This is a genomic window from Methylomonas rhizoryzae, assembly GCF_008632455.1.
Taxonomy (GTDB): domain Bacteria; phylum Pseudomonadota; class Gammaproteobacteria; order Methylococcales; family Methylomonadaceae; genus Methylomonas; species Methylomonas rhizoryzae.
On the sequence record NZ_CP043929.1, the window covers coordinates 2,387,486 to 2,412,047 of the forward strand.

At 55.0% G+C, this 24,562-nt stretch carries 22 protein-coding genes; 13 read left to right on the forward strand and 9 right to left on the reverse strand.

Going from position 1 to position 24,562, the window contains the following annotated elements; genetic code table 11:
- Nucleotides 1-115: 115 nt before the first annotated feature.
- The 3 genes from F1E05_RS10665 to F1E05_RS20900 all read right to left on the reverse strand — a co-directional run bounded on the left by F1E05_RS10665 (nucleotide 116) and on the right by F1E05_RS20900 (nucleotide 2,349).
- Nucleotides 116-1,036 (reverse strand): EamA family transporter, encoded by a 921-nt coding sequence (locus F1E05_RS10665; RefSeq protein ID WP_150048287.1) that lies wholly within the window; start codon nucleotides 1,034-1,036, stop codon nucleotides 116-118.
- Nucleotides 1,033-1,683 carry a glutathione S-transferase family protein gene (locus F1E05_RS10670; RefSeq protein WP_150048289.1) on the reverse strand — a complete coding sequence of 217 codons (651 nt, stop codon included), beginning with the start codon at nucleotides 1,681-1,683 and terminating at the stop codon, nucleotides 1,033-1,035. The genes F1E05_RS10665 and F1E05_RS10670 overlap by 4 nt, the downstream gene beginning before the upstream one ends.
- A 537-nt stretch (nucleotides 1,684-2,220) precedes the next feature.
- Entirely contained in the window at nucleotides 2,221-2,349 is a 129-nt protein-coding gene (locus F1E05_RS20900; protein WP_197737355.1) for a 2OG-Fe(II) oxygenase, read from the reverse strand.
- A 525-nt stretch (nucleotides 2,350-2,874) separates the two neighbouring features.
- Here F1E05_RS20900 and F1E05_RS10680 point away from each other — a divergent pair.
- From F1E05_RS10680 to F1E05_RS10705, 6 genes are read left to right on the forward strand one after another with little or no spacing between them, the layout of a single operon-like run.
- Entirely contained in the window at nucleotides 2,875-3,519 is a 645-nt protein-coding gene (locus F1E05_RS10680) for a DUF3047 domain-containing protein (RefSeq protein WP_150048291.1), read from the forward strand.
- Nucleotides 3,520-3,521: 2 nt separating this feature from the next.
- Nucleotides 3,522-4,484 (forward strand): arsenosugar biosynthesis radical SAM (seleno)protein ArsS, encoded by a 963-nt coding sequence (gene arsS, locus F1E05_RS10685; RefSeq protein WP_150048293.1) that lies wholly within the window; start codon nucleotides 3,522-3,524, stop codon nucleotides 4,482-4,484.
- A gap of 34 nt (nucleotides 4,485-4,518) precedes the next feature.
- Nucleotides 4,519-6,666, forward strand: a complete 2,148-nt coding sequence (locus F1E05_RS10690) for an FAD-dependent oxidoreductase (RefSeq protein WP_150048295.1) — start codon at nucleotides 4,519-4,521, stop codon at nucleotides 6,664-6,666.
- On the forward strand, nucleotides 6,663-7,346 hold the full coding sequence (locus F1E05_RS10695; protein ID WP_150048296.1) for a TIGR04283 family arsenosugar biosynthesis glycosyltransferase: 684 nt from the start codon (nucleotides 6,663-6,665) through the stop codon (nucleotides 7,344-7,346). The genes F1E05_RS10690 and F1E05_RS10695 overlap by 4 nt, the downstream gene beginning before the upstream one ends.
- Nucleotide 7,347: 1 nt before the next feature.
- The gene (locus tag F1E05_RS10700) at nucleotides 7,348-8,139 is read left to right on the forward strand and encodes a sterol desaturase family protein (protein ID WP_150048298.1); all 792 of its coding nucleotides are present in this window, start codon (nucleotides 7,348-7,350) and stop codon (nucleotides 8,137-8,139) included.
- Between the two features lie 3 nt (nucleotides 8,140-8,142).
- The gene (locus F1E05_RS10705; protein ID WP_150048300.1) at nucleotides 8,143-8,778 is read left to right on the forward strand and encodes a TIGR04282 family arsenosugar biosynthesis glycosyltransferase; all 636 of its coding nucleotides are present in this window, start codon (nucleotides 8,143-8,145) and stop codon (nucleotides 8,776-8,778) included.
- Between the two features lie 185 nt (nucleotides 8,779-8,963).
- Here the strand turns inward: F1E05_RS10705 and ssb are convergent, their stop codons facing one another.
- Both ssb and F1E05_RS10715 read right to left on the reverse strand, forming a co-directional pair.
- Nucleotides 8,964-9,431, reverse strand: a complete 468-nt coding sequence (gene ssb, locus F1E05_RS10710; protein WP_150048302.1) for a single-stranded DNA-binding protein — start codon at nucleotides 9,429-9,431, stop codon at nucleotides 8,964-8,966.
- Nucleotides 9,432-9,468: 37 nt separating this feature from the next.
- On the reverse strand, nucleotides 9,469-10,854 hold the full coding sequence (locus tag F1E05_RS10715; protein WP_232056625.1) for an MFS transporter: 1,386 nt from the start codon (nucleotides 10,852-10,854) through the stop codon (nucleotides 9,469-9,471).
- A gap of 300 nt (nucleotides 10,855-11,154) precedes the next feature.
- Between F1E05_RS10715 and F1E05_RS10720 the strand changes: the two genes are divergently transcribed.
- The 5 genes from F1E05_RS10720 (at nucleotide 11,155) to F1E05_RS10740 (ending at nucleotide 17,954) form a co-directional block, all read left to right on the forward strand.
- Entirely contained in the window at nucleotides 11,155-11,535 is a 381-nt protein-coding gene (locus F1E05_RS10720) for a hypothetical protein (protein ID WP_150048304.1), read from the forward strand.
- A gap of 16 nt (nucleotides 11,536-11,551) precedes the next feature.
- Nucleotides 11,552-15,013, forward strand: a complete 3,462-nt coding sequence (recC, locus tag F1E05_RS10725) for an exodeoxyribonuclease V subunit gamma (protein WP_150048306.1) — start codon at nucleotides 11,552-11,554, stop codon at nucleotides 15,011-15,013.
- A gap of 162 nt (nucleotides 15,014-15,175) precedes the next feature.
- The gene (locus F1E05_RS10730; RefSeq protein ID WP_150048308.1) at nucleotides 15,176-15,409 is read left to right on the forward strand and encodes a FeoA family protein; all 234 of its coding nucleotides are present in this window, start codon (nucleotides 15,176-15,178) and stop codon (nucleotides 15,407-15,409) included.
- The gene (feoB, locus tag F1E05_RS10735) at nucleotides 15,406-17,724 is read left to right on the forward strand and encodes a Fe(2+) transporter permease subunit FeoB (RefSeq protein WP_150048310.1); all 2,319 of its coding nucleotides are present in this window, start codon (nucleotides 15,406-15,408) and stop codon (nucleotides 17,722-17,724) included. Before F1E05_RS10730 ends, feoB begins: the two co-directional genes overlap by 4 nt.
- On the forward strand, nucleotides 17,721-17,954 hold the full coding sequence (locus F1E05_RS10740) for a FeoC-like transcriptional regulator (RefSeq protein ID WP_150048312.1): 234 nt from the start codon (nucleotides 17,721-17,723) through the stop codon (nucleotides 17,952-17,954). The genes feoB and F1E05_RS10740 overlap by 4 nt, the downstream gene beginning before the upstream one ends.
- Before the next feature lie 35 nt (nucleotides 17,955-17,989).
- Here the strand turns inward: F1E05_RS10740 and F1E05_RS10745 are convergent, their stop codons facing one another.
- The 3 genes from F1E05_RS10745 to F1E05_RS10755 all read right to left on the reverse strand — a co-directional run bounded on the left by F1E05_RS10745 (nucleotide 17,990) and on the right by F1E05_RS10755 (nucleotide 19,931).
- Nucleotides 17,990-18,277, reverse strand: a complete 288-nt coding sequence (locus F1E05_RS10745) for a hypothetical protein (protein WP_150048314.1) — start codon at nucleotides 18,275-18,277, stop codon at nucleotides 17,990-17,992.
- A 45-nt stretch (nucleotides 18,278-18,322) separates the two neighbouring features.
- Complete coding sequence (locus F1E05_RS10750; protein WP_150048316.1) at nucleotides 18,323-19,273, reverse strand: YncE family protein; 951 nt, start codon at nucleotides 19,271-19,273, stop codon at nucleotides 18,323-18,325.
- A 61-nt stretch (nucleotides 19,274-19,334) separates the two neighbouring features.
- Nucleotides 19,335-19,931, reverse strand: coding sequence for an SRPBCC family protein (locus F1E05_RS10755; RefSeq protein ID WP_150048318.1), 597 nt, complete (start codon nucleotides 19,929-19,931; stop codon nucleotides 19,335-19,337).
- A gap of 127 nt (nucleotides 19,932-20,058) precedes the next feature.
- Here F1E05_RS10755 and sbcB point away from each other — a divergent pair, with 127 nt between their 5' ends.
- Together sbcB and F1E05_RS10765 are read left to right on the forward strand one after the other, a co-directional pair.
- A complete protein-coding gene (gene sbcB / locus F1E05_RS10760) occupies nucleotides 20,059-21,489 on the forward strand; it encodes an exodeoxyribonuclease I (protein ID WP_150048320.1) in 1,431 nt (476 codons plus the stop codon).
- A gap of 217 nt (nucleotides 21,490-21,706) precedes the next feature.
- Nucleotides 21,707-22,120, forward strand: coding sequence for a hypothetical protein (locus F1E05_RS10765; protein ID WP_232056626.1), 414 nt, complete (start codon nucleotides 21,707-21,709; stop codon nucleotides 22,118-22,120).
- 42 nt (nucleotides 22,121-22,162) lie between these two features.
- Here the strand turns inward: F1E05_RS10765 and ppsA are convergent, their stop codons facing one another.
- Nucleotides 22,163-24,559, reverse strand: coding sequence for a phosphoenolpyruvate synthase (ppsA, locus tag F1E05_RS10770; protein WP_150048322.1), 2,397 nt, complete (start codon nucleotides 24,557-24,559; stop codon nucleotides 22,163-22,165).
- Nucleotides 24,560-24,562: the final 3 nt, after the last annotated feature.

The window sequence follows — 24,562 nt, forward strand, 5'->3', positions numbered from 1 at the left end:
CACAGTATCGCGGGTTGATCCATACACAATGAAATGCCCGGTATTTTCGACGACGAGCTGGCGAACGTCGTGGACAGATGAGCCTAGAGACGATTCGTCAGCCGGTTGAGGTGCGTCATTCCCCCACGCCTCGCGCCGCTGCCGGCTTGGCCGGTGAACCGCGCGAGCTGTTCATGAATACGATAGCCCCGATGATGATCGCCGCTGCGCTCAGGATGTACGGCGTTAGCGGTTCTTGCGCGAACCAGTTGCCTAAAAAAACCGCCACCAGCGGATTAACGTAGGCATAGGTTGCAAGCAGCGAAATCGGCGCATTCTGCAGCAACCAAGCGTAAGATGCGAAACCGATCATCGAGCCGAATACGATCAGATATGCCAAGGCCAGCCATGAGTCGATCGATACTTGGGCAAGGCTGAAGACACTCCATTTTTCGCTGAGGACGCTGACCACCAACAAGGCCAATCCGCCGGCCAGCATTTCCGCGCCCGTCGTCATCAACGCCGATTTCGGTAAATCCGCGGTCTTGCTGTAGATAGAACCGGCTGCCCAAAGCAAACTGGCCAGTAAAAGCGCCGCCACACCGGCCATGTTTAACGGCATACCGTCCGAATACGCCGTCGGTCCGACCAGAAGGTAAATCCCCGCGAAACCGATGAACAGACCGGCCAATACGCGTAGCGTCGGTCTGACGCCGTTCGGCCTGAGCGCGTCGGCAATCACCAGAAACAGTGGTACGGCGCCGATGATCAGCGCGGCAACGCCGGACGGGACGGTTTGTTCGGCCCAACAGACCAAGCCGTTGCCGCCGAGCAATAACAAAGTGCCGACAATGGCGGCCGAACGCCACTGCCGCCAGGTCGGCACGGCATCGCCGGCCAGACGCCGCCAAGCCAGCAAAATGATGCCGGACACCACAAAACGCAATCCGGCCGACAAAAATGGCGGCAGCGTCTCGACTACAAAGCGGATCATCAAATACGTCGATCCCCATACCAGATAAACGGCCAACAACGCGCCCCAAACCTTCGCCTTCATTCTTCGAACGCCGGAATGATTTCGGTTTCCGCTTGCCCCGCTGCTATCCATTCCTTGACAGCCGGATGATTTAGCACCGTATCGACGTAAGCTTGAGCCACCTGCCCCGCTCCCAATCGGTAACTATGAAAGCGCAAGGCGACCGGTGCGTACATGGCATCGAGAATACCGAATCGGCCTAACAGCCAGGGGCCGTCGGCGGCGTAGGTTTCCCGGCATTCGTGCCAGATGCGGTCGATCCGCTCGACTTCTTTGTGAACAACGTCGGGCAACACCTTGGCGGCAGGTTGGCGGCGGCAATTCATGCCGCAGTGGCTGCGCAGGTTGGCGAAACCCGCATGCATTTCCGCCGCCAGGGAACGGGCTTTGGCGCGCTCAGACGGTAATGCGGGCCATCCCTGGGTTTGCGGAAAGCGTTCGGCCAGATACTCCAGGATAGCCAGAGAATCCCATACAGTCAGATCATCGTCCAACAACACCGGCACCTTGCCGGCAGGTGAAAACTCGGCGATGCGGGCCGGCGAATCGTCGCGATACAGGGGAATTCGCACCTCTTCGAACGCTATGCCGTGGTGTTTCAGGAACAACCAGGGACGTAACGACCAGGACGAATAATTTTTGTTGCCTATGATTAAGCTTAGTGCCATGGCACATCCTATCGGTTGGAAAATCGGTAAAAGGGTTCTCAATGCGAATCAACTGAATTGCTTGCGCTCCCGCGATGCCTGGCGTCAGACCGGAACGATAAGCGCATACGCCAATGAGGCGGTGACCGAACAGCGTGAGTCAATCGCCGCCGGAGCGGTGAATTTGCGTTAATTCCATTACTTGTTAATTGAGAGTTTTCGATCCGGCGTCAAAACATTAAACCAGCGGGACGGATTTTACCGCCCCGCCGTTCCGGCGGCACCTTGCAATTATTGACGCGTTGATTGTCGGCCGCTTTGCTGCCTAACCGCTCTTTCGCAGTCATAGCAAATCGCCTGACGACCTTGGGGTCTTCGCCGCTAACACTCTCCGATACGTAAATCAGTAATATCGCCGTCAGACCGGCGGTTACAACAGTTCACTTAGTTGAATATCGCATGACGACTGCTCCTGCGTCGAATAAAAGCCGGTATGACAATACTGATAAATTCGATATTCGAGACTCCGATTCTTGCGATTAAATTAGATGCATGCCGTTATTCGGCATCGTGAAAGATAATGCCCGGGGCGTAGCGCTGACCGGAACGGATACGACTCACGCCACGGCGCATAGTGACGCCGCCTACCCTGTAGGGGGCGGCGCTGCACGGCGAATATGCCTGCATCGCCCTGTTCACTTCCGCTGGGGATACAACGCGCGATGCAATTCAGCAATTACATCCGCTAGCGGATAACGGAAATACCGGTATTCGCCCCTGCCGAAATCCTGTCTTGCCATGATGACGCGACTTCGGAACAGTAAATCATTGTCGTAGAGTCCAACTAAAAACCGACAAAGTGGCGGCGGCAGTATTCGGTTAATGACGGTGTAACACCAGGCTGGACTGCTTATCCGGAGCTGCTCGATGCGCAACGCACCCTATACGTATCAAGACGCACAGGTCGCAGTGAACGTACCATTACCTTAAATTTGGTTTCTCTGTATAAAGCGCTGGGCGGCGACTGGGAAATGGAAAAAATCACGCCTTAGCCTAACCTACACTTTTTTGCTAACTTCAAAGGTCACCAAGTTTAGAAGCCGTCTCGCATAACCTCTGTTACAAATTCATTCCCCGCTTACGGATTCGGGGAATTTCCCGGCGCCGGATTGGGTCGTATGCAAACCGAAGCGCTCTTATCGGAACAAGCTTATGAAAGTGTTATTTTTTGTCCTGTTGAGTTTCTTCAGCACGTTCTCTTCGCCGGCTCAGGAGCGGATTTACTTGGGCGAATTCGGCAACTACCGGCTGCAAGGTTGGGAAACCAAAGCATTCCACGGCCACACCCAGTATGGTTTTGGAATTGCCGCAGGCCAGCCCGCCTTGATCGCCGAGAGTCGCGATAGCGCTTCCGGCTTGTTCAAAACCCAAAGCGTCGATCTAACCCAAACACCGTTCCTGAATTGGTCTTGGCGCATAGAGCGGCGTTTGTCCGGACTCAACGAACAAAGCAAGGGCGGCGACGATTATGCGGCGAGGATTTACGTGCTGGTCAAGGGTGGCTGGGCCTTTTGGCAAACTAAGGCCATCAACTATGTCTGGACTGGTTCCAGCCCGCAAGGTAGTCAATGGCCTAATGCTTATGCCGGTCGGCAGGCGATGATGTTGGCGGTTCGCGATGCCTCCGCCCCCTTGCATACTTGGCTTACGGAAAAACGCCAGGTAAGAGAGGACTTTAAAACCCTTTTCAACCAAGACGTTGCCGCCATAGATGCCATCGCCATTATGACCGATACGGACGACAGTCACGGTACGGCTTCCTCAGCCTATGGCGACATTTGGTTTTCCAAGGATTAAGCATGCGCGATGTCACGCCTTTTTTAACAAATAGCGACTTTCCGCCGCTACGCCGCGGCGCGCTGCAAGTGCTGCAACTCAATCTGGGGTATTTGTGCAATCTGAGCTGTGTACATTGTCATGTCGATGCCGGCCCTAAACGCAAAGAATCGATGAGCGCGCAGACTATCGCGCAAGCCTTGGCCTTTGCCCGCGCCGCCGCGGTGCACACCTTGGATTTGACCGGCGGGGCGCCGGAAATGCACCCGAACTTCCAAGCGTTAGTGGAACAAGCCAGCGAACAAGGCTTAAACGTTATCGATCGTTGCAATTTAACGATTTTGCAGCATCCGGACTACCGGTATTTGCCCGCGTTTTTAGCCGAACAACGGGTCGAGATAGTCGCTTCCCTACCCTGTTACCTGCAGGACAATGTAGATAAGCAACGCGGCAAGGGCGTTTTTGCCGACAGCATCGCCGCACTCAAGCATTTGAACCGGTTAGGCTACGGCCGAGTAGACAGCGGCTTGGCGCTGAATCTGGTATACAACCCGCAAGGCCCTACGCTGCCGCCCGCACAATTGGGTTTGGAACAAGCCTACAAAAACCATTTGCAACAAGAATACGGTATTGTCTTCAACCGTTTGTTTGCCATGACTAACATGCCTATCCAACGTTTCGGCAGCACCTTGCTGAGTCAAGGTAGACTACCGGCTTACCTGGACTTGCTGAGGCAAAATTTCCGGCGCGAAAATTTGTCGAATTTGATGTGTCTTAATACGTTAAGCGTCGACTGGCAGGGCTATGTTTACGACTGCGATTTCAACCAAATGCTGGCCATGCCGCTCGGCGGTTTCGACGCTGCCAGGCGCCATATCGCCGAACTGCAGGTCGCCGATTTGCCGGGCGCCCCCATAGCAACGGCCGGGCATTGTTTCGGGTGTACCGCCGGGCAAGGCAGCAGTTGCGGCGGTGCGTTAGCGTAAGCCGGCGCCGATGTTATTGAATTGAGGGGTTGCCATGACTGCATCCAAAATAAAGCTGGCCTTGTTACTCGGCGTACTGATTGCGATGTTTTTGCTTTCCGATCTGCCGCATTACTTAACGCTGGAAAATTTAAAAGCGCAACAAAACGAAATCGAAGCCTATCGCCTTAACCATCCTTTTGCCGCAATGATGGGGTATCTTGGCCTGTATATCGCGGTGACCGGCCTTTCTCTGCCCGGAGCGGCGGTGTTGACCATTGCCGGCGGCGGCATTTTTGGCTTGTTCTGGAGCACCGTGCTGGTATCGTTCGCCTCCAGCATAGGCGCTACCCTGGCGTTTTTGGCGGCCCGGTTTTTGTTTAGAGATTGGGTACGGGCTAAATTCGGCTCCCGGCTAAAAGCGATAGAAGCGGGTCTGCAACGCGACGGGCCTTATTATTTGTTCAGCTTGCGCCTGGTACCGATATTCCCGTTTTTTCTGATCAATCTGGCCATGGGCTTGACGCCGATGAAAACGGCCACGTTTTACTGGGTCAGTCAGGCCGGCATGCTGGCGGGCACGCTGGTCTACGTCAACGCCGGCACTCAATTGGCGCAAATCGAATCGGCGGCCGACATCATGTCGTCCGGCCTGATTGTCTCGTTTGCCTTGTTGGGTTTGTTTCCGCTGTTGGCCAAACGCGCGCTCGACTATCTGCAACAACGGAAAATTGTTGCCCGCTGGCCCAAACCGGCCCGTTTCGATCACAATCTGGTGGTCATCGGCGGCGGTGCCGGCGGTTTGGTCACCGCTTATCTAGCCGCCGCGCTAAAAGCCAAGGTTACCCTGGTCGAGAAAGAGCGGATGGGCGGCGATTGCTTAAACACCGGCTGCGTGCCGTCCAAAGCGTTGTTGAAATCGGCTCAGTTAGTCGCGCTAATCCGCCGGGCCGGCGAGTTCGGCCTCAAAAACGCCTCAGCGGAAGTGGATTTTCCCGCGGTAATGCGGCAAGTGCGGCAAGCGGTCGCGCAAGTGGCGCCGCACGATTCGGTAGAGCGCTACCGTTCATTAGGGGTAAACGTCATACAAGGCACGGCGAATATCGTATCGCCATGGCAGGTCGAGGTCAGCAGCGCCTCCGGGGTAGAAACCCTCAGCACCCGCGCCATCGTCATTGCCGCCGGCGCTCATCCCGTAGTCCCCGTCATCCCCGGACTCGAGCATATCGACTATTTAACCTCCGATACGATTTGGAACCTGCAACAACTGCCGGATCGACTTTTGATATTGGGCGGCGGGCCTATCGGCTGCGAGCTCGCACAAGCGTTTGCCCGGTTGGGAAGCCGAGTCACCCAAGTGGAAATGTTGCCGCGTTTGCTGATCAAGGAAGATCCCGAAGTATCCGAATGTATTGCCGCTAGCCTGGTCGCCGACGGCGTGGACTTGCGTCTAGGCCACACCGCGAAACGTTTTGATCATTCGACCGGACAGGCACGCATAATCGCCGAATGCGCCGGACGGGAAGTGGAAATCGCATTCGACCGGGTCGTGTTGGCGATAGGCCGAGCCGCTACTGTGGAGGGTTACGGCGCGGAAAACTTGGGGTTAGCGTTATCCGCTCGGCGCACTATCGCTACGGACGCTTATCAGCGCACCAATTACCCTACTATTTTTGCCGTCGGCGATGTGGCAGGGCCTTACCAGTTTACGCATACCGCGGCGCATCAAGCCTGGTATGCCGCAATCAACGCGCTGTTCGGCCAAATCAAAGCGTTTCGTACCGATTACTCGGCGGTGCCTTGGGCCACGTTTACCGATCCTGAAGTGGCCAGGGTCGGACTCAACGAACAAGATGCCCAGTCCGAAGGCGTCGCTTACGAGGTTTCGCACTATTCACTAGCCGACCTGGATAGGGCTATAACCGATCGCGCCACCGCTGGCTTCGTAAAAGTTTTGACCGTACCCGGTAGCGATAAAATTTTAGGCGCCGCCATCGTTGGCCGGCATGCGGCCGAATCGATCGGCGAATTTGTGTTAGCCATGAGCAACGGCCTAGGATTGAACAAAATCCTAGGCAGCATACACATATACCCTACCCTGGCCGAGGCCAACCAACACGTAGCCGGCGTTTGGAAACGCAATCATGCCCCCCGCACGTTGCTCACAATTTTGCAGCGCTACCATGCCTGGATGCGCGGATGACAGCCTCCATCAGCATTGTGATACCGATTTACAATGAAGCCGCAGGATTAAAAGCGCATTTGACCGGTTTGCAAGCCTTGCGTCCGGATTGCGAAATCATTGCGGTAGACGGCGGCAGCAACGATTCCAGCGCGGCAATCGCGCTGCCCTTAGTCGACTGCCTGCTCGGCAGCCCGCGCGGCCGAGCCCGGCAGATGAACGCCGGCGCGGCGCTGGCCCGTGCGGACATAGTGCTGTTTTTGCACGCCGACACGGTGTTGCCGCCGCAAGCGCCGCAAACGATTCGTCAAGCGCTGGCTAACGGCGGTGTTTGGGGCCGCTTCGACCTCGGCTTCGCTAGTGCGGAGCCGATTTTTACCGTGATCGCGGCCATGATGAACTGGCGCTCGCGACTGACAGGCATCGCGACCGGAGACCAGGCGATATTCGTGCGCAGAACCGCGTTCGAAGCAGTGCGGGGATTCCCGGAAATCCAGTTGATGGAAGACATTGCGTTGAGCAAGCTCTTAAAATCGCTTGCCCCGCCTTGTTGTTTGCGGGCGAAAGTGCTCACCTCGGCCCGGCGTTGGCGACAATTCGGGGTTTTACGTACCGTTATCGCGATGTGGGTCTGGCGTTGGCGTTATTTTTGCGGCGCCGATCCGGCGTTGTTGGCCGCTGAATACTATAAGGACTCTTAATATGGAAGCTGCACTCCGCTTTGGCGTGTTTTTCGTAATCTTCGCCGTCATGGCAAGTTGGGAATGGTGGAAACCGTTGCGCCAGCCGCGCTTGGCGCGAATCCGGCGCTGGCCTATCAATTTGGGTCTGGCTGCTTTGAATACCGTGTTACTGAGAATCACGCTCGGTTCGGCTGCTTGGTCGGCCGCACAAACGGCTAGTGCCTATGGCTTCGGGCTGTTTAATTTATTCCGTCTACCCGAAATTCCAACCGGCTTATTGAGTCTGCTTTGCTTGGATTGTGCGATTTACGCCCAGCATGTCGCAGCGCACCGCTGGCAGTGGTTTTGGCAATTGCATCAAGTACACCACTCGGATTTAGACTTCGATACCACCACGGCACTACGCTTTCATCCCTTCGAAATCGTTTTGTCCATGATTTATAAAGTGCTGGTGACGGCACTTTTGGGCGTACCGCCGGCGGCAGTGGTGGTATTCGAAATCGTGTTGAACGGCTGCGCATTGTTCAATCACGGCAACGTCAGCCTGCCGGCGGCTTGGGAAAAGCCTTTGCGTCAATTGCTCGTCACCCCGGCCCTGCATAGGATTCATCATTCTTCGCTACGTTCGGAAACGGACAGTAATTACGGTTTTTGCTTATCCTGCTGGGATCGTTGCTTTGGCACCTTATGCACAAAAGCGAGTTTGCCCGCTGCCGAGATTACTATAGGATTATCCGAACTTCGCGATCCGCACCGATTAAGTTTTTTCCGGCTTATGCTGCTACCGTTTCACTTTAAACGTAAGTTTTGACGCATGGATTATTTGTTTCCCGATAGTGTGTTGTTGATTTTGTGCAAAGCGCCGGTACCCGGCCAAGTCAAAACCCGCTTGATTCCGGCGCTCAACGCACAAGAAGCCGCCGCCGCACATAAGCATTTAACGCTGATGACGTTGGAACGCGCGCTCGAACAACGATTATGTCCGGTCATACTGTATTGCGCGCCGGACTGTTCCCATCCTTTTTTTCAGGAATGCGCGAAAACTTACCCCCTGATCTTAAGAAAGCAAAGCGACGGCGATTTAGGCGCTAAGATGCTGGATGCCTTGAGCGTTGCCTTGTCAACCTACCGGCACGCCTTGTTGGTCGGCTGCGATTGCCCAAGTTTGGCGGCGGATGATTTGCGCTACGGTTTGGAACTGCTGAGCGCAGAGCAAGATGTAGTGATTGCGCCCAGCGAAGACGGCGGCTATACCCTAATCGGCATGAGCCGCGTAGTGCCGGAGTTGTTCACCGATATGCCATGGGGTAGCGAGCAAGTCATGCAAGCGACTCGGCAATGCGCCGGCAAGCTGGGTTTACGCTTGCATGAATTGGCCTCGCAATGGGACATCGATACCGAAGAAGATTGGTTACGCTACGTGCGCAGCCGCCGTAGCGAGCCGGGTTAGCCCTTTGGTAAACCGCAGCAGCGTCGACAATATCCGTAAGTTCATCGGGCATGGACTGCTGCGCGCCCTCGCAACAACCACGGCATTGCTCCCATGAAAACTCTCGGAATAACCTCGGCCGCGAGAACCATGGAACCTCCATATAGCCCTGTTACCGTTCGTTTTATTGAAGCTGGAACGCGAATTCAAAACGGAATATCGTCATCGAAATCGTCGTAACTGGCAGGCGACGGCTGCGAGGACATAGGCGCAGACGCAGGCGGGCGGTTATCGGCGTCACGGCCGGGCGGCGGCGCGGTGTCGGCATAACTGGCCGTCCCGCCGCTACGGCTGTCCAACATATTCATCGTCTCGCCAACGATTTCGGTCGTGTAGCGGTCCTGGCCGTCTTGCCCCTGCCACTTCTGCGTCCGAATCCGCCCTTCGACGTAAACCTGACTGCCCTTGCGCAGATAGTCGCTGGCAACTTTGGCCGTTTGGCCGAAAAACACGACTCGGTGCCACTCGGTCTCTTCCTTGCGCTCTCCGGTGTTACGGTCTTTCCAGCGCCGACTGGTGGCCAGACGGATAGTGGTAATCTGATCGCCGCTGGGCATGAAACGTACTTCAGGGTCTGCACCCAAACGCCCGATCAGCATGACTTTGTTCAACATGTTGCACTCCGTGAGTAAAATTCAAGTCAAGGACAACTCAGTGCCATTGCTTTAAAAAGACGTTTAATTCGTTCTTGTTCAACACTTGGCTGTCGATTTTCAAGTATGCGGTATTTTCTTCGAAGTGCAGCCGCACTTCTTCGATGCCGTTGATGGCCAATAACCGGCGGGAAAACTCGCTGCCCCGTTCCGGTTCGACCTCTTTCAACGACAACAACAAATTCACCAAATAGCGCGGCGGCGACATGAAATATGCAACGGCTACCCAGCTGGCGGCAACCGCCGCGGAAAACACGAACACCGACGTAGGGCCATACTCGCCGTACAACCAACCGCCACAGGCTCCCCCTAGAAATGCACCGATAAATTGAGCGCTGGAATAGATACCCATGGCGGTACCTTTCAAGTCCCCCGGCGCGGTTTTGGAAATCAACGATGGTAACGTTGCTTCCAGCAAATTGAAGCCGCAAAAAAACACCCATAAGCAGGCAATCAAGCCGGCCAAGTCTCTGCCGAACAACACATAGCCGAGATTGGCGATGACTAATGATGCAATCGCGCCGATAAACACCGGTTTCATCCGGCGTTTTTTCTCGGCGACGACAATGAAGGGTATCATTGCCGCCATGGAAGTCACCAATACCGGTAAATAGACCAACCAATGTCTGGCGCTATCCAAACCGGCGTCGCGCATCATCAACGGCACGACGACGAAGCTGGCCATTAGGATCAGATGCAGTGCGAAAATGCCGTAGTTCAAACGCAGCAAGTCGGCATTGGCGATGACCGAACTCAATTCTGACGGGATGTACTCGGCGTCGCGATGCACGGAAATTTTTTCCGGATTCGGCACTACGAACAACACAACCAAGATCGCCAAGATCGCCAAAAACGCGATTAGCCAAAAGATGCCGGCGATGCCGAAATGGTGGGCGACGACCGGTCCTAACGTCATCGCGACCCCAAAAGAAACGCCTATGCTGGCGCCTATGGTTGCCATGGCTTTCGTGCGGTTTACTTCCTGAGTCAAGTCGGCGACCAAAGCCATGACCGCCGCCGAAACCGCGCCGCAACCTTGCAAGGCGCGTCCGATTAAAATGCCGTAGATGTCGCCGGCTAGAGCCGCCACCACGCTACCCAGTAAAAACAGCAATAAACCGATGATAATGACCGTTTTCCGATTGAACTTGTCGGATAACAAGCCGAAAGGAATTTGCAGGATTGCTTGCGTCAAACCGTAAATTCCCATGGTTAAACCGACCAGCTTGGGCGTCGAGCCCGGCATTTGTTCGGTAAACAAAGACAATACCGGCAACAGCATGAACAATCCCAGCATCCTCAGCGAATAAATGCCGGCTAATGACACTGTCGCCCGCTTTTCCATCGCGGTCATTGAACCGGAAACATCCTGAACCTGTGTCAAAACCCACTCCTCGATTTGTCTTGATGTTGAAGCGGGCTATAGTACCAGTTTTACCGTTTTCCTCTCCAGCATCAGATGCGTATCGGGGGTTATTCACCAAGGTGGAAAGGCAGCGGGTTAATTTTCCGATAATATATTCACGCCAAAATTGCGGCGCGACGGCACTCGCGTCGATAAGCATTTCGGCGAATAGCCTGAGCTATACTGCTGCGTTACGGTTCCAGTGAAATTGTGGATGATCGAGCGGCTGCGGGATTTTCGCCGACTGGCTGGATTGGTTAACCCACTTTGAGATATTTAATGGCTTATCCCGGATTCAATTTATTTCCGGCGGCTGTGGCAACGTTGTTGACGACGGTTGCTTGTTCCGCAGTTATTCCCGCTTCAGGACCCTTCGACAGCTTTGCCGCTTACGCGGAGTCGGTGTTCAGACGTCAAAACGAATTGAGCAGCCGTTTGATGATGTTAAGCGCTTCCAACCTACTTCAGGACACCGAACAGCTCGACGACGCCGAGCACGCGATGAACGACGCTTGCCATCTGTTGACCGAATACGCGGAGCGGGAAAATGCCGGCGAATCCATCAGCCTCATGTTCAAGCGGCAAGTCAAAGACAGCATAGAAGTTTGCGATCTGCAAATACACCAGCTGGAGCAAATGTTGCTGACCTTAGGTCATTGATAGCGCCAGAGCCGACATGAGCGCAACCGAAAGCCCTTCTTTAGCCAGCGGTATTGCCGTCATACACGCCAATCAACTGGAAACCTTGCGCGACGTAGTCGAATACTGGTTGCGCGAGCACCCGCTGGCTCCGCTGGAAAACGAAGTGTTCCTGGTGCAAAGCAGCGGTATGGGGCAATGGTTAAAACAAAACCTAGCCCTGAATCGTTCGCTGGGGATTGCCGCGGCGCTGAAATTTCAACTGCCTTCGTTATTCGTTTGGAGCGTTTACCGGGCGGTTCTTGGCGAGCAGATTCCTAAACAGCAAGCTTTATCCAAAGCGCCCATGACGTGGCGGCTGTTTCGGCTGTTGCCGAAATTGGTACAAAAACCCTCGTTCGCCGTTTTGGCCGAGTTTCTGTCCGGCGACGCCGACCAGCGCAAACGCCGGCAATTGGCCGAACAATTGGCCGATTTGTTCGACCAATACCAAGTGTATCGATCGGATTGGATGGCCGACTGGGCCCGGGGCGCCGATCAATTGCGCGACGCACACGGTAACGCTTGCCCAATCCCGGACGATCAAGTTTGGCAAGCGGCTTTATGGCGCGAAGTATTGCTGGATTTGGGCGAAACGGCCGACTATGCCAGCCGCGCGGCGGTGCATACGGCCTTCCTGCGGCGAATCGGCGATTTGTCCGAGCGACCGCAGTCGTTACCGAGACGCATCGTTTTATTCGGCCTGTCGTCTTTGCCGCAGCAAACGTTGGAGGTGTTGGCACGATTGGGGCAATTTTGCCAAATCGTATTATTCGTACAAAACCCGTGCCGTCACTACTGGGCGGATATCATAGAAGACAAGGACTTATTGAAGGCCAAACAGCGCCGGCAACGCCATAAAGCGGGCATGAGCGATAGTCTAAATCCCGAAGCGCTGCATTTGCACGCCAACCCCCTCCTTGCCGCTTGGGGAAAACAAGGCCGGGATTACATCCGTTTGTTGGACCAATTCGACGACACTGCCGCGTATGCCCATTGGCCCTGGCCGCAGCAAAAAATCGATTTGTTTCAAGATTACGGGGAAGAGGGGCAGCGCACGCTGCTGCAACGACTGCAACAAGCGGTGCTCGATCTGGAGCCATCGCCGGCACAACCTTTAGTCTTAGACGCCTTGGATAATTCGCTCATCTTCCATGTCGCCCACAGCCCGCAACGCGAAGTCGAAATTCTGCACGACAGCTTGCTGGCGCGTTTCGAATCCGCCGTAGCGGCCGGCAAACCTTTAGCGCCTCGCGAAATTGTGGTGATGGTGCCGGACATCAATCTATACGCACCGCACATCCGCGCCGTTTTCGGGCAAATTTCCGGCGACGATCCGCGCTATATTCCGTTTAGCCTGGCCGATCAACAACAGCGAGGCGCACATCCCTTACTGGCTGCCTTGGAGATTTTGCTCGGCCTGCCCGAATCGCGTTTTCAGGTTAGCGAATTGTTGACCTTGCTGGAAGCTCCGGCTCTTTGTCAACGATTCGGGATTGACCGGCAAGCGGTCGGAAAAATTCGTTTGTGGCTGGAGCAAGCCGGCATTCGTTGGGGCTTGGATGCCGAACAGCGGACACTAAGCGGAGGGATGTCTAACGCGTTGCCCGAAAATACTTGGCAGTTCGGTCTGCGCCGCATGTTGCTGGGTTATGCGGTCGGCGCCGGCTCAGCGTTTAACGGGATTCAGCCGTATGATGAAATCGGCGGTCTGGAGGCTCAATGGCTAGGTCCGCTATGCGACTTGCTGGATCAACTCACCGCCTATTTCAAAAAGTTGCACGAGCCGCTTTGCGCCGCGGCATGGTCGGAACGCTTACAGGCGTTGCTGGACGATTTTTTCCTGTCCGACAGCGAACGCGACGCGCAAATGCTGGATACCTTGAGGCAAGCCCTTACGAACTGGCTACGCGCCTGTACCCAAGGCGGTTGCGACAATTCGGATACCCTATCGCTGCAGGTGGTACGCGAAGCTTGGTTGTCGGCGATTGACGAACCCAATTTGCAACAACGTTTTTTGAGCGGTAGCGTCAATTTTTGCACCCTGATGCCGATGCGAGCCATCCCGTTTCGGATGATATGCTTGCTCGGCATGAACGACGGCGCTTATCCGCGCAGCCATTACCCGCACGGCTTCGATTTAATGGCGCAACGCGGTTTTTACCGGCCCGGCGACCGCTCGCGCCGCCAAGACGATCAGTATTTATTTTTGGAAGCCCTGCTGTCCGCGCGCGAAGCGCTTTATATCGGCTGGGTCGGCCGTAGCGTGCGCGACAATAGCGTAAAACCGCCGTCGGTATTGATCGGTCAATTGCACGACTTTATCGAACAGAGTTGGCGTTTGCCCGGCAATCGATCCTTGCTGGCGGCCATTACTTTGGAGCATCCCTTGCAACCGTTCAGCCTGGAGTACGTCAAGCCGGGTAGAGACCAACGCTTATTCACTTACGCAAAAGAATGGTTTGCAGCAGTTGCCCAAGCCGATGCATCCGAAGTTTTTGCCGAGCTCAACGGCGCGGATTACGAACTGGGTGTGGAACAGTTGGCTCAATTCCTTAGAGCACCGGTCAAAAGCTATTGCCTGCACAGCTTGAAGCTCTGTTTTGCCGGCGAAACCGCAACCAATCAAGACGATGAGCCCTTCGGCTGCGAGGTTGACGACCGCTATGTACAAAGCGAAACTTTGTTGCGCGACTTATTGAATGCCGAGACGGGCGAGTCGGCGCGGATTTTAAGCGAGCGGCACCAGCAACTCGTCGGCCAAGGCAAGCTGCCCTTGGCGGGATTTGCCGCAGCTGCATTCGACAATATCGCTCATCCGGCCTCTCAAAGCCGACAACGATATGCGGAGTGGGTCCAAAAACTCGACTCGCCGACTTATTCCCGGCAAATCAACAAAACGTTTCACTTACCAGGCGAAGTCACCGTCAAATTTGCCGCCACATTGTCCGGCCTCAAATTGGACAGCGCGGCAAACGTTTATCACTTATCGCAGGTCACCAGTCAATCCTTGTATCAAAAATCGCATATCCAATATCACAAGTTGCTGCGCGCTTGGATAGTCCATATAGCCGCCAGCGCGGACGGCCTGACACTGCAGAGTACGGTAATCGGCTCGGACGGCACGGTGGTGTTTTTGCCTATCGATGAGCCTACAGCAGCCGAGTTGTTTCAAAACCTGTTGCAAAGTTGGCATGCGGGAATGCTGCAACCCTTGCCGATTGCATGCCGAACAGCGTTTGTCTGGTTAAGCGGCGAAGGCGATCAAGCTTTAGAGCAGGCCAGGGTTCAATACCATGGCGGCGATTGGAATGCCGGCGAAGTGCATTTCGACCCTTACCTTGCCCGGTTTTTTGCCGACTTCAACGACTTAATCAACACCAGTTCGCCCAATTTCGAAGAGTGGGCCTTGCGCTTGTACAGCCCTATTCTTGCTTACGCCCACGCTGTCGACTGTTAATACGCGACTTTAGCAATGAGCGCCACGAACGGCGAATTGATTGTTTCTTTGTTCCACAAGGCGATGCGATTTACTTACTGCAAAGCACAAAGCCGTTATGCTATAGTTCGCTTTAATGAGAACCATTATTAATTGTCTTTTGGCTATAGGTGGCGACGCATTATGATGACTTCACTCAAGATGTTAGCGGCCGGCGATTCCGGCCGCATTGTCGGTTTCGATCAGGCAGGCGGCGCGTACCGCAAAAAACTGCTGGCCATGGGCTTGACGCCCGGCACCGAATTCACGATCACGCGTTTTGCGCCGATGGGCGACCCGGTGGAAATCAAATTGCGCGGATTCTCGCTGTCGTTACGTAAAAACGAAGCTTCGGTACTGATGATAGAAAAATTATGAGCGACGGTTTTACCGTAGGCATTGTCGGCAATCCGAATTGCGGCAAAACCACCCTGTTCAATGCCTTAACAGGCGCCCGTCAGCATGTCGGCAACTGGCCGGGCGTCACGGTAGAAAAGAAAACCGGCGAATACCCATTTCGCGGCAATCGAGTTTACGTTGTCGATTTACCCGGCACTTATTCGTTGGAAGTCGACGACGACAACGTATCTTTGGACGAAAAAGTCGCCCGCGATTACGTAGCTTCTCGAACAGCCGACATCATCATCAACATCGTCGACGGCTCCAACATCGAGCGCAACCTGTATTTGACCACGCAACTGATCGAAATGCGGGTGCCGATGATATTGGTGCTCAACATGATGGACGCCGTCAAAAAACGCGGCATCAAGATCGATTTAGCCGAGTTATCCCAGCATCTGGGCTGCCCGGTCATCGGCGTTACCGCAGCGACAGGCCAAGGTATAGCCGAATTGAAGCAAGCGATAGAACAAGCGTGTTTACAACCGCAAACGCCCCGGCTGTGTGTCCCCTACCATTCGGCTATCGAAGCGGCGGTCGCACAACTGACCCCAAGGCTGGCTTTTTTGTCGGTTCGCTACGACGCCCGCTGGTTGGCTTTACGCTTACTGGAACGCGACACTTTGGCGAAACAATTGGCCGATTCGGAAACCTTGGTTCATGCCGAAACCTTACGCAAACAAATAGAATCGGCAACGGACGACGAAATCGACATTCTGGCCGCCGACGCCCGCTACGGTCTAGTCAATCAATTGGTGCAAGCCGCCGTTTGTAAATTGTCCGAAGTTTCGCGCCATACCAGCGACAAAATAGACGCCGTCGTGTTAAACCGCTTTCTCGGCATCCCGATATTCTTGTTGGTCATGTACGCGATGTTCATGTTCACGATCAACGTCGGCAGCGCCTTCGTCGACTTCTTCGATCAAGCGGTCGGTGCCTTGCTGGTGGACGGCTTGAACGCAGGGTTGAGCAGCCTCGACTGGCCGGATTGGCTGGTGGTTTTGTTGACCAACGGCATAGGCGGCGGCGTGCAGGTGGTCGCTACCTTCATTCCGATCGTTGGATTTCTATTTATTTTCCTATCGGCGCTGGAAGATTCCGGCTATATGTCCAGGGCCGCGTTCGTGATGGACCGCTTCATGTGCTTAATCGGCCTGCCGGGTAAATCGTTCGTGCCTATGATAGTCGGGTTCGGTTGCAACGTGCCGGCCATCATCGCCACCCGCACCTTGGACAATCCGCGCGATAGGATTCTGACCAACCTAATGAACCCATTCATGTCCTGCGGTGCGCGCTTGCCGGTCTATGCGTTGTTCGCGGCGGCGTTTTTTCCGGTCGGCGGACAAAATCTGGTGTTCGGCCTGTATTTATTCGGCATATTCGTAGCGGTATTGACCGGCTTGATCATGCGCCACACCCTGCTGCAAGGCGAACCCACCCCGTTTTTAATGGAATTGCCGACTTACCATTTACCTACGCTACGCGGGATTTACATTAAAACCTGGGACCGATTGAAAACCTTTATTTTCAACGCAGGCAAAGTCATCGTCCCCATGGTATTAATTTTAAACATACTCAACTCGTTGGGTACGGACGGTAGTTTCGGCCGGGAAAACAGCGACCAATCGGTATTGAGCCAAATCGGCAGAACATTAACCCCTTTGTTTAGCCCCATGGGCATCCGTGAAGATAATTGGCCCGCCACTGTCGGAATTTTTACCGGCGTTCTGGCTAAAGAGGCCGTCGTCGGTACTTTGGACGCCTTATATAGCCAGATGGCCGAAACCGGGGAGGCAGAAGCCGCACCGGAGTTCGAATTAAAACAGGCGCTGTTGGCCGCGTGCAAGACGGTGCCGGAGAATTTGGCCGATTTGGCCGACAAAGTGCTGGATCCCTTGGGTTTAGGCATTGCAGCCATTTCCGACGCCGCTCAAGCGGCAGAGCGGCAAGAAGTTAAAGTCGCAACCTTCGGCGTGATGCAAAACCAATTCGCCGGTAAAACCGGGGCCTTCGCGTATTTGCTGTTTATCTTGCTGTACGCCCCGTGCGTGGCGGCCAGCGCGGCAATTTACAAAGAAACCAGCCCTGCCTGGGCCGTATTCGTCGGCTGCTGGACGACTTTTCTAGCTTATATGGCGGCGACCGTGTTTTATCAAGCCGTTAACTTCGCGCAACAACCCGCCCTAGCCGTTTTTTGGATAGTTCTATTTACTATTTTGTTTGTAGCGGTAATCGGGATTTTGCGCTATTACGGTAGCCGGCAACCCAATCAGCGGCATGGGGCGCTAACGTGATCTTGTCGGACTTGCGCAACTATCTTCAAGACAAGCGCCGGGTCAGTTTGAACGATTTAGTGTTGCGTTTCGGCGTGGACGCCGATGCGATTCGCGGCATGTTGGGTAAGTGGATTAATAAGGGCAAGGTTAGATTGAGTCCTACACAATCCAATTGCGGCAGCAGCTGCTGCAAGTGCGATCCTCTATTAACCGAAATCTACGAATGGGTGGACGACGGCAGTAAATAGCCGAACGTCCGAATGCCCTTTTTCGGCCCTCCCGTTTATTGCTCGCTTAACCAGCCCTGCAATGCATCGATGATTTCCTGCGCTTGCTTTTCGCTGGAAATGTTGAATTTGGATTTTTGCTGATATTCGCCGTTCCGTTTTTGATAGCGGCGTATGCTGAATCGGTCGGCGCTATATTGGTTTTTGCTGGGCTCCCAATCTTGATAACGGAAAATGACCGTCGCCCAAGCCCCTTTGCTGAGGATTTTTTTATCCAACTCTTTTACGGTCTCGATACCGCCGTCTTCGTAGCGTATCGTCAATTCTTCAACGGTCTCTGCCATAGTCTTTTACACGGAAATTAAAACGGCGCGCAGTGTATCACGCGGTTAAGGGCTGATAAACTCCCCGAATGCCCGGCTACCCTCGCCGGTGGCAATGGTGTTGACCACTGTCAACGATACCGCGTCTATCACCGATACATTGTTGTCAAACCAATTGGCCACATAGATTAAATGGCCGTTCGGATGAGTGCTGATACCTTCCGGCTTGTCGCCCACCGGAATCACTGCCACGGTTTTAAGCGAGGCGGTATCGATGGCGGAAACGGTACTGTCGTCCTGATTGGTGACGAACAACAGCTTGTCGTTCAGCGCCAAAGTAACGGCATAAGGCCGAGCGCCGACTTTTACGGTCGCCAGCCGTTTCAAGCGTTTCGTATCCAAAACGGTCACGTCGTCGCTTTCTACGTTGGCGGTATACAAACGTTTACCTTGGCTGTCCACCGCTATCCCGAAAGGGTGGGCACCCACCTTGGTGGTATTGCGTATGGTCAATTTATTCAGATCGATTTGCGACACCGAATCGTCCACCCGGTTAGCAACGTACAGCCATTTGTTATCCGGACTAACCGTCATGCCGGACGGCGACTTGCCCACGCTGATCACGGCTTTTTGCACAAACTTTTCGGTATCGAATACCGCCACCGAATGTTCGTACCAATCCGCTACGAACACCCGTTCGCCGCTGTTATCCACGGCAATCCCTAACGAGGCACCGCCGACTTTGACCTTGTTTAAAATTTGGAAGGAGTCGCGGTCCATCACCGCGAAACCGCCGCCTTCCGGGGTGCTGAAATAGATGTGGCGACGCGGCCCATTGACTGCAACACCGGCCGGTTTGCCGTCGATTTTGACAGTCTGCACCACAGTTTGCGATGCGGTATCGATCACCGATACGCTGTTATCAAGCTGATTGGTGATGAAGGCGAAAGGCTGGGCCGACGCTACTTTGCTGATCAATGTCAGCAGTACGATAGCGGCAAACGAATAGTTGGGCATATTGGGCTCGAAAACGCATACGGCTTTCAGCGGCGCACGCCGAAAGCCGTTGCAGACGCGGTTAACGTTTTAACTCGGTGCTGGCTTTAGCGCTGCTGCCGGGGGCTACTTTTTTAGCAATGGCTTCCAAACCCGTAGTCAACACGTCGGTAACCGCTTTGTCGGCAGCTTCTTCGTTCAGTTCGGCCGGCGGATTGTTGTTGACGTAGGCGCGGTAATAAGTGGCTACCCACTCCACTTCGGCCTTACCGCCCTTATCCGCCACCGAAATCTCGGCCGCATAGTTGCCGACCGGCAATACGGGCAAGGCCTCGTCCTGGCCGGCGTGCTTGATAGTACCGGTCGAGCTCATGTCGGTGATTTTGTATTTGTAAGACATTTTGGCATCGTCATAGGCTTTCAGCTCTTCTGTAATGGTACCGTCGGCCAAGGTCAATACCCGCACGGAGCCTTTGTTGTTGCCGGCGTCGGCTTTGACGCTTTTGATGCCCGGATGCCAAGACATATCGTCGTAGTTTTTAATCACGTCCCAAACTTTAGCGGCCGGTGCGTCGATGGTGATAGTGGCGGTCATTTTGCCTCTGACCGGACCGTGTGCGTTGACCAGACCGCTGAACAGCAACAACGCAGCCGAAACGAATAGCGAGGTTTTTTTCATAATTCTTTCCTATCGGAGTCTCATAAAACTAGCCGGCAATTATAAAATAAAATCCCGATGCCGAGAGCCGCAAAAGCCGCTTTGCGGAAAAAATCCCAGGTATTTGCTAAGACTTTACATTCAGGCCATGAGCGCAAACAGTTTTTTTTGGCACGATTACGAAACCTTCGGCACCGACCCGCAACGCGACCGGGCCAGTCAGTTTGCCGGCATACGCACCGATACGGACTTCAATCCCATCGGCGATCCGGTCATGCTGTATTGCAAACTTGCCGACGACTACCTTCCGCACCCGCAAGCCTGCTTGATCACCGGCATCACCCCGCAAACGGTCAACGCGCAAGGCTGCTGCGAAGCCGAATTCATCGCCCGCATTCACGCGGAGTTGGTGCAAGCAGGTACCTGTAGCTTGGGATACAACAGCATCCGCTTCGACGACGAAGTCACTCGCAATCTGCTGTACCGCAATTTTTTCGACCCATATGCACGGGAATGGCAAAACGGCAATTCGCGCTGGGATTTGATCGACGTGGTGCGAGCCGCTCGCGCGTTGCGGCCCGACGGCGTGGAATGGCCGCTGGACGAGGATGGAACGCCTAGTTTCCGGTTGGAGCTGTTAACCGCCGCCAACGGCATAGGCCACGCAGCCGCGCACGACGCCTTGTCGGACGTCTACGCCACCATCGCTCTGGCCAAATTGATAGGCCGCAAGCAAGCCAAGCTGTACCAGTACTTGTATGTAAACCGCAGCAAACAAGCGGCGCTACGCTTGCTGAATGTCGGTAGCTTTACGCCCCTGGTGCATGTCTCCGGCCGCTACCCGGCCAAAAACCACTGTATCGCCATCGTGTTGCCGCTATGTCTGCATCCTAAGAATCAAAACGAGGTTGTGGTTTACGACCTTAGCGTCGACCCGACGGCCTTGCTGGAACTCAGCAGCGATGGAATCAAACAGCGTTTATTCGTGGCGAATGATGAACTGCCGGACGGCGTTGCCCGCATCGCGCTCAAAACCGTGCACGTGAATAAATCTCCGGTGTTGGCGCCGCTCAAGGTAGTGCGCCCGGCCGACGCCGAGCGATTGAAGATCGACATCGGCTTATGCCAACGGCATTTGGCACAGATCCAAGCCGGATTCGGCCGCGAGTTGCAGACCAAGCTGCAGCAGGTATTCGTGCGCGACCCTGCCGATCCGGCGGACGATCCGGACTTGCAGATCTATAGCGGCGGTTTTTTCAGTCACGCCGACAAAGCCGCCATGCAAACCATACGGCAAACGCCGCCGGCTCGATTAGCCGAATTGAACCTGCAGTTTACAGACACCCGCTTAGCGCAAATGCTGTTTCGCTACCGAGCCCGCAATTATCCGCACACTTTGAGCGACGCCGAACGAGCCGCTTGGCGCGCCTTCCGTCGCCAACGCTTGCAGGTAGACGGCCCGGACAACGCTCCGGGCGTCTACCTGCAACAATTGCAAGACCTGGCGCAGCGACCGGGAGTAAATCTCGAAATTCTTGAGCAATTGCGGGTTTATGCGACCCAACTGCTCGCCGAGTGAACTGTCGGGTTTACGCTAACCCGAGCGCGCGCTGCATAAAAACCCGCGCGTTTGCTACAAAAATCCGCGACAACGAATGCGGCGTTATCTGTTATTCAATTAAAAGTACGGGCATTATCAAGCGCTTAAACGGCGAACCAATGCAAGGAACCCGTCATTTTCCTGCGGCCTGAAACTTGCTTTCAGTAATACGAAACCATTCAGTTTAGAGGACAATATGGCCTTATATATCAGCTCGATGATGCCCGACAGAGCATTGGAAGACAGCGTGGTGGCCAAAGCCATCATCAAAGTTGCACGTGAGTTGGCTGCATTGCGCAATCATCCGGCCCAGCAGCGCAGCCCTACGGTGGACATCGTTTACATGCTACCCGGGGTCCACGAACAAGCCGATTTTCTGGGATTAAGATTGCGGGCCTACGACCAAGAAAGCCTGATCGCCCGTTTCGAAGCGGCGGTGCCGGCCAACATGCTGCAATCCGAGCGAGCCGAGGAATACGTCCACGCGGTGATTCTGGACGCGATAGACGCCGCCGCCGAATTCTTTACCGAACAAAAGGTGTTGTTCAACGCCAACGAACACATGCAGATGTTTACGCCTGTGCAGGAAGTGCAAGCCACGCTGCATTGACAAAACCGACATAAGGCGTGCCGGGATGGAACGGCTACGGGTTCAACTCGCTTCTCGGCGGCGTTCCAACGCGACAATCCGTTGGGTGGTTTTCAGCACGGTATCCGGATTCAAACTCATCGAATCTATGCCTATTTCCACCAAGTAGTCGGCCATTTCCGGGTAATCCGACGGTGCTTGCCCGCATAAGCCGGAATGCTTGCCGTTGCGCCTGCAGCCTTCCACGGCTAACTTAATCAGGGTCTTGACGCCGGGATCGCGCTCGTCGAAATCGTGAGCGACGATTTCCGAATCCCGGTCCACGCCCAGCGTCAATTGCGTCAGGTCGTTGGAGCCGATGGAAAAACCGTCGAACAATTTGGCGAACTCGTCGATCAAGATTACGTTATTCGGAATCTCGCACATCACGTAAATCTGCAAACCGTTCGCACCGCGGCGCAAACCGCATTCGGCCATATAGGCCAACACCTTCTCGGCTTCCTCAATGCGACGGCAGAACGGAATCATCAAGATCACGTTGTGCAACCCCATGTCATCACGCACCCGTTTCATGGCCGCGCACTCCAGCGCGAAACCTTCGGCATAGGCCGGGTGCACGTAACGCGACGCTCCGCGAAAACCTATCATCGGGTTGGCCTCGTCGTGCTCGAACCAGTGCCCGCCCAGCAAGGTCGCGTATTCGTTGCTTTTAAAGTCGGACATTCTGACTACCACCGGCTTGGGATAAAACGCCGCGGCGATGCTGCCGACACCTTCCGCCAGACGCTGCACGAAAAACTCCGCCGGCCGCTCAAAACCCGCAGTCAAATCTTGCAGTAACGCCAGTTCGGCTGCGTCGGCGACTTTTTCCGGATGCAGCAAAGCCATGGGATGAGCCTTGATGTATTCGGTGATGATGAACTCCATCCGCGCCAAACCGACCCCGTCGTTGGGCAAAAAGCTCAGTTTAAACGCCAATTCCGGATTGCCCAGATTCAACATGATCTTGGTTTTCGGCCGCTCCATCGCGCTCAAATCGGTGCGCAGCACGTTAAATTCCAAGTGGCCGGCATAAACCTTGCCGACGTCGCCTTCCGCGCAGGACACCGTCACGGTTTGCCCGTTAGTTATCGCCGCCGTGGCGTTGTCGCAGCCTATCACTGCCGGCACCCCCAATTCGCGGGCTATGATGGCCGCGTGGCAAGTACGCCCGCCGCGGTTGGTGACGATAGCGGCGGCGGTTTTCATCACGGGCTCCCAATCCGGCGTCGTCATATCGGCCACCAGCACCTCGCCTGGCTTAAAATCGGTCAATTGCGACAGCCGGGTAATCACCCGCGCCGTCCCGTGTGCAATTTTGCTGCCGACTGCGTGGCCTTTGACCAGCACCTCGCCACGTTGCAGCAATTCGAATTGCTCCAGCCATTGGGGTTCTCGCTGGGAAGCCACGGTCTCCGGGCGAGCCTGCACGATGTACAACTTGCCGTCCAGCCCGTCCTTAGCCCATTCCATGTCCATCGGCCGGCCGTAATGCCGTTCGATCTTCAGCGCGAAATCGGCCAGTTGCAGCACGTCGGCATCGCTGATGCAAAAACGGGCGCGTTCGGCGGCCGAGGTTACGATGTTGCGGATAGGCTCGCGGGTGCTGCCGTCGCTGTAGACCATCTTGATTTTCTTGGCCCCCAAATTGCGGCGCAGCACGGCACGGAAACCCTGGTTGAACGTCGGTTTATGCACGTAAAACTCGTCCGGGTCAACCGCACCCTGCACCACGTTTTCTCCCAAACCGTACGCGCCGGTGATGAATACCACATCTTCGAAGCCGGATTCGGTATCCAGCGAAAACATCACCCCGCTGGCCGCCAAATCCGAACGCACCATTTTCATCACGCCGATAGACAAACCGATTTTGAAATGGTCAAACCCCTGATCGATACGGTAATGAATCGCCCGGTCGGTAAACAAACTGGCAAAGCAGCGTTTGCAGGCATCCAGCAGCGCTTGTCCGCCGCGTATGTTCAAATAAGTATCCTGTTGGCCGGCAAAACTGGCGGTCGGCAGGTCCTCGGCCGTGGCGGAACTGCGCACTGCGACGGTTAGCTGGTCGCCGTATTCGCGCTGCAATTCGGCGAATGCGGCTAAAATCTCGGCCTGCAAATCCTCAGGCAGCGGCGCTGCGTATACCAGTTCCCGCGCTTGTCCGGCCCGGCGGGCCAAATCGGCCACGTCGTCGGCGTCTACCCTATCCAGCAAGGCGTGCAAATCATCCCACGCCCCGGCTTGATCCAACAGATAACGGTAAGCCTCGGCAGTGACCGCAAAACCGTTCGGCACTATTACCCCCTGCCCGGCCAGTTCTCGATACATTTCGCCCAGCGACGCATTCTTGCCGCCAACCAGCGGGATGTCGTGGATGGTCAATTCGTGGAACCAGCGGATATAACGGGCGGGACTGCTCATAAC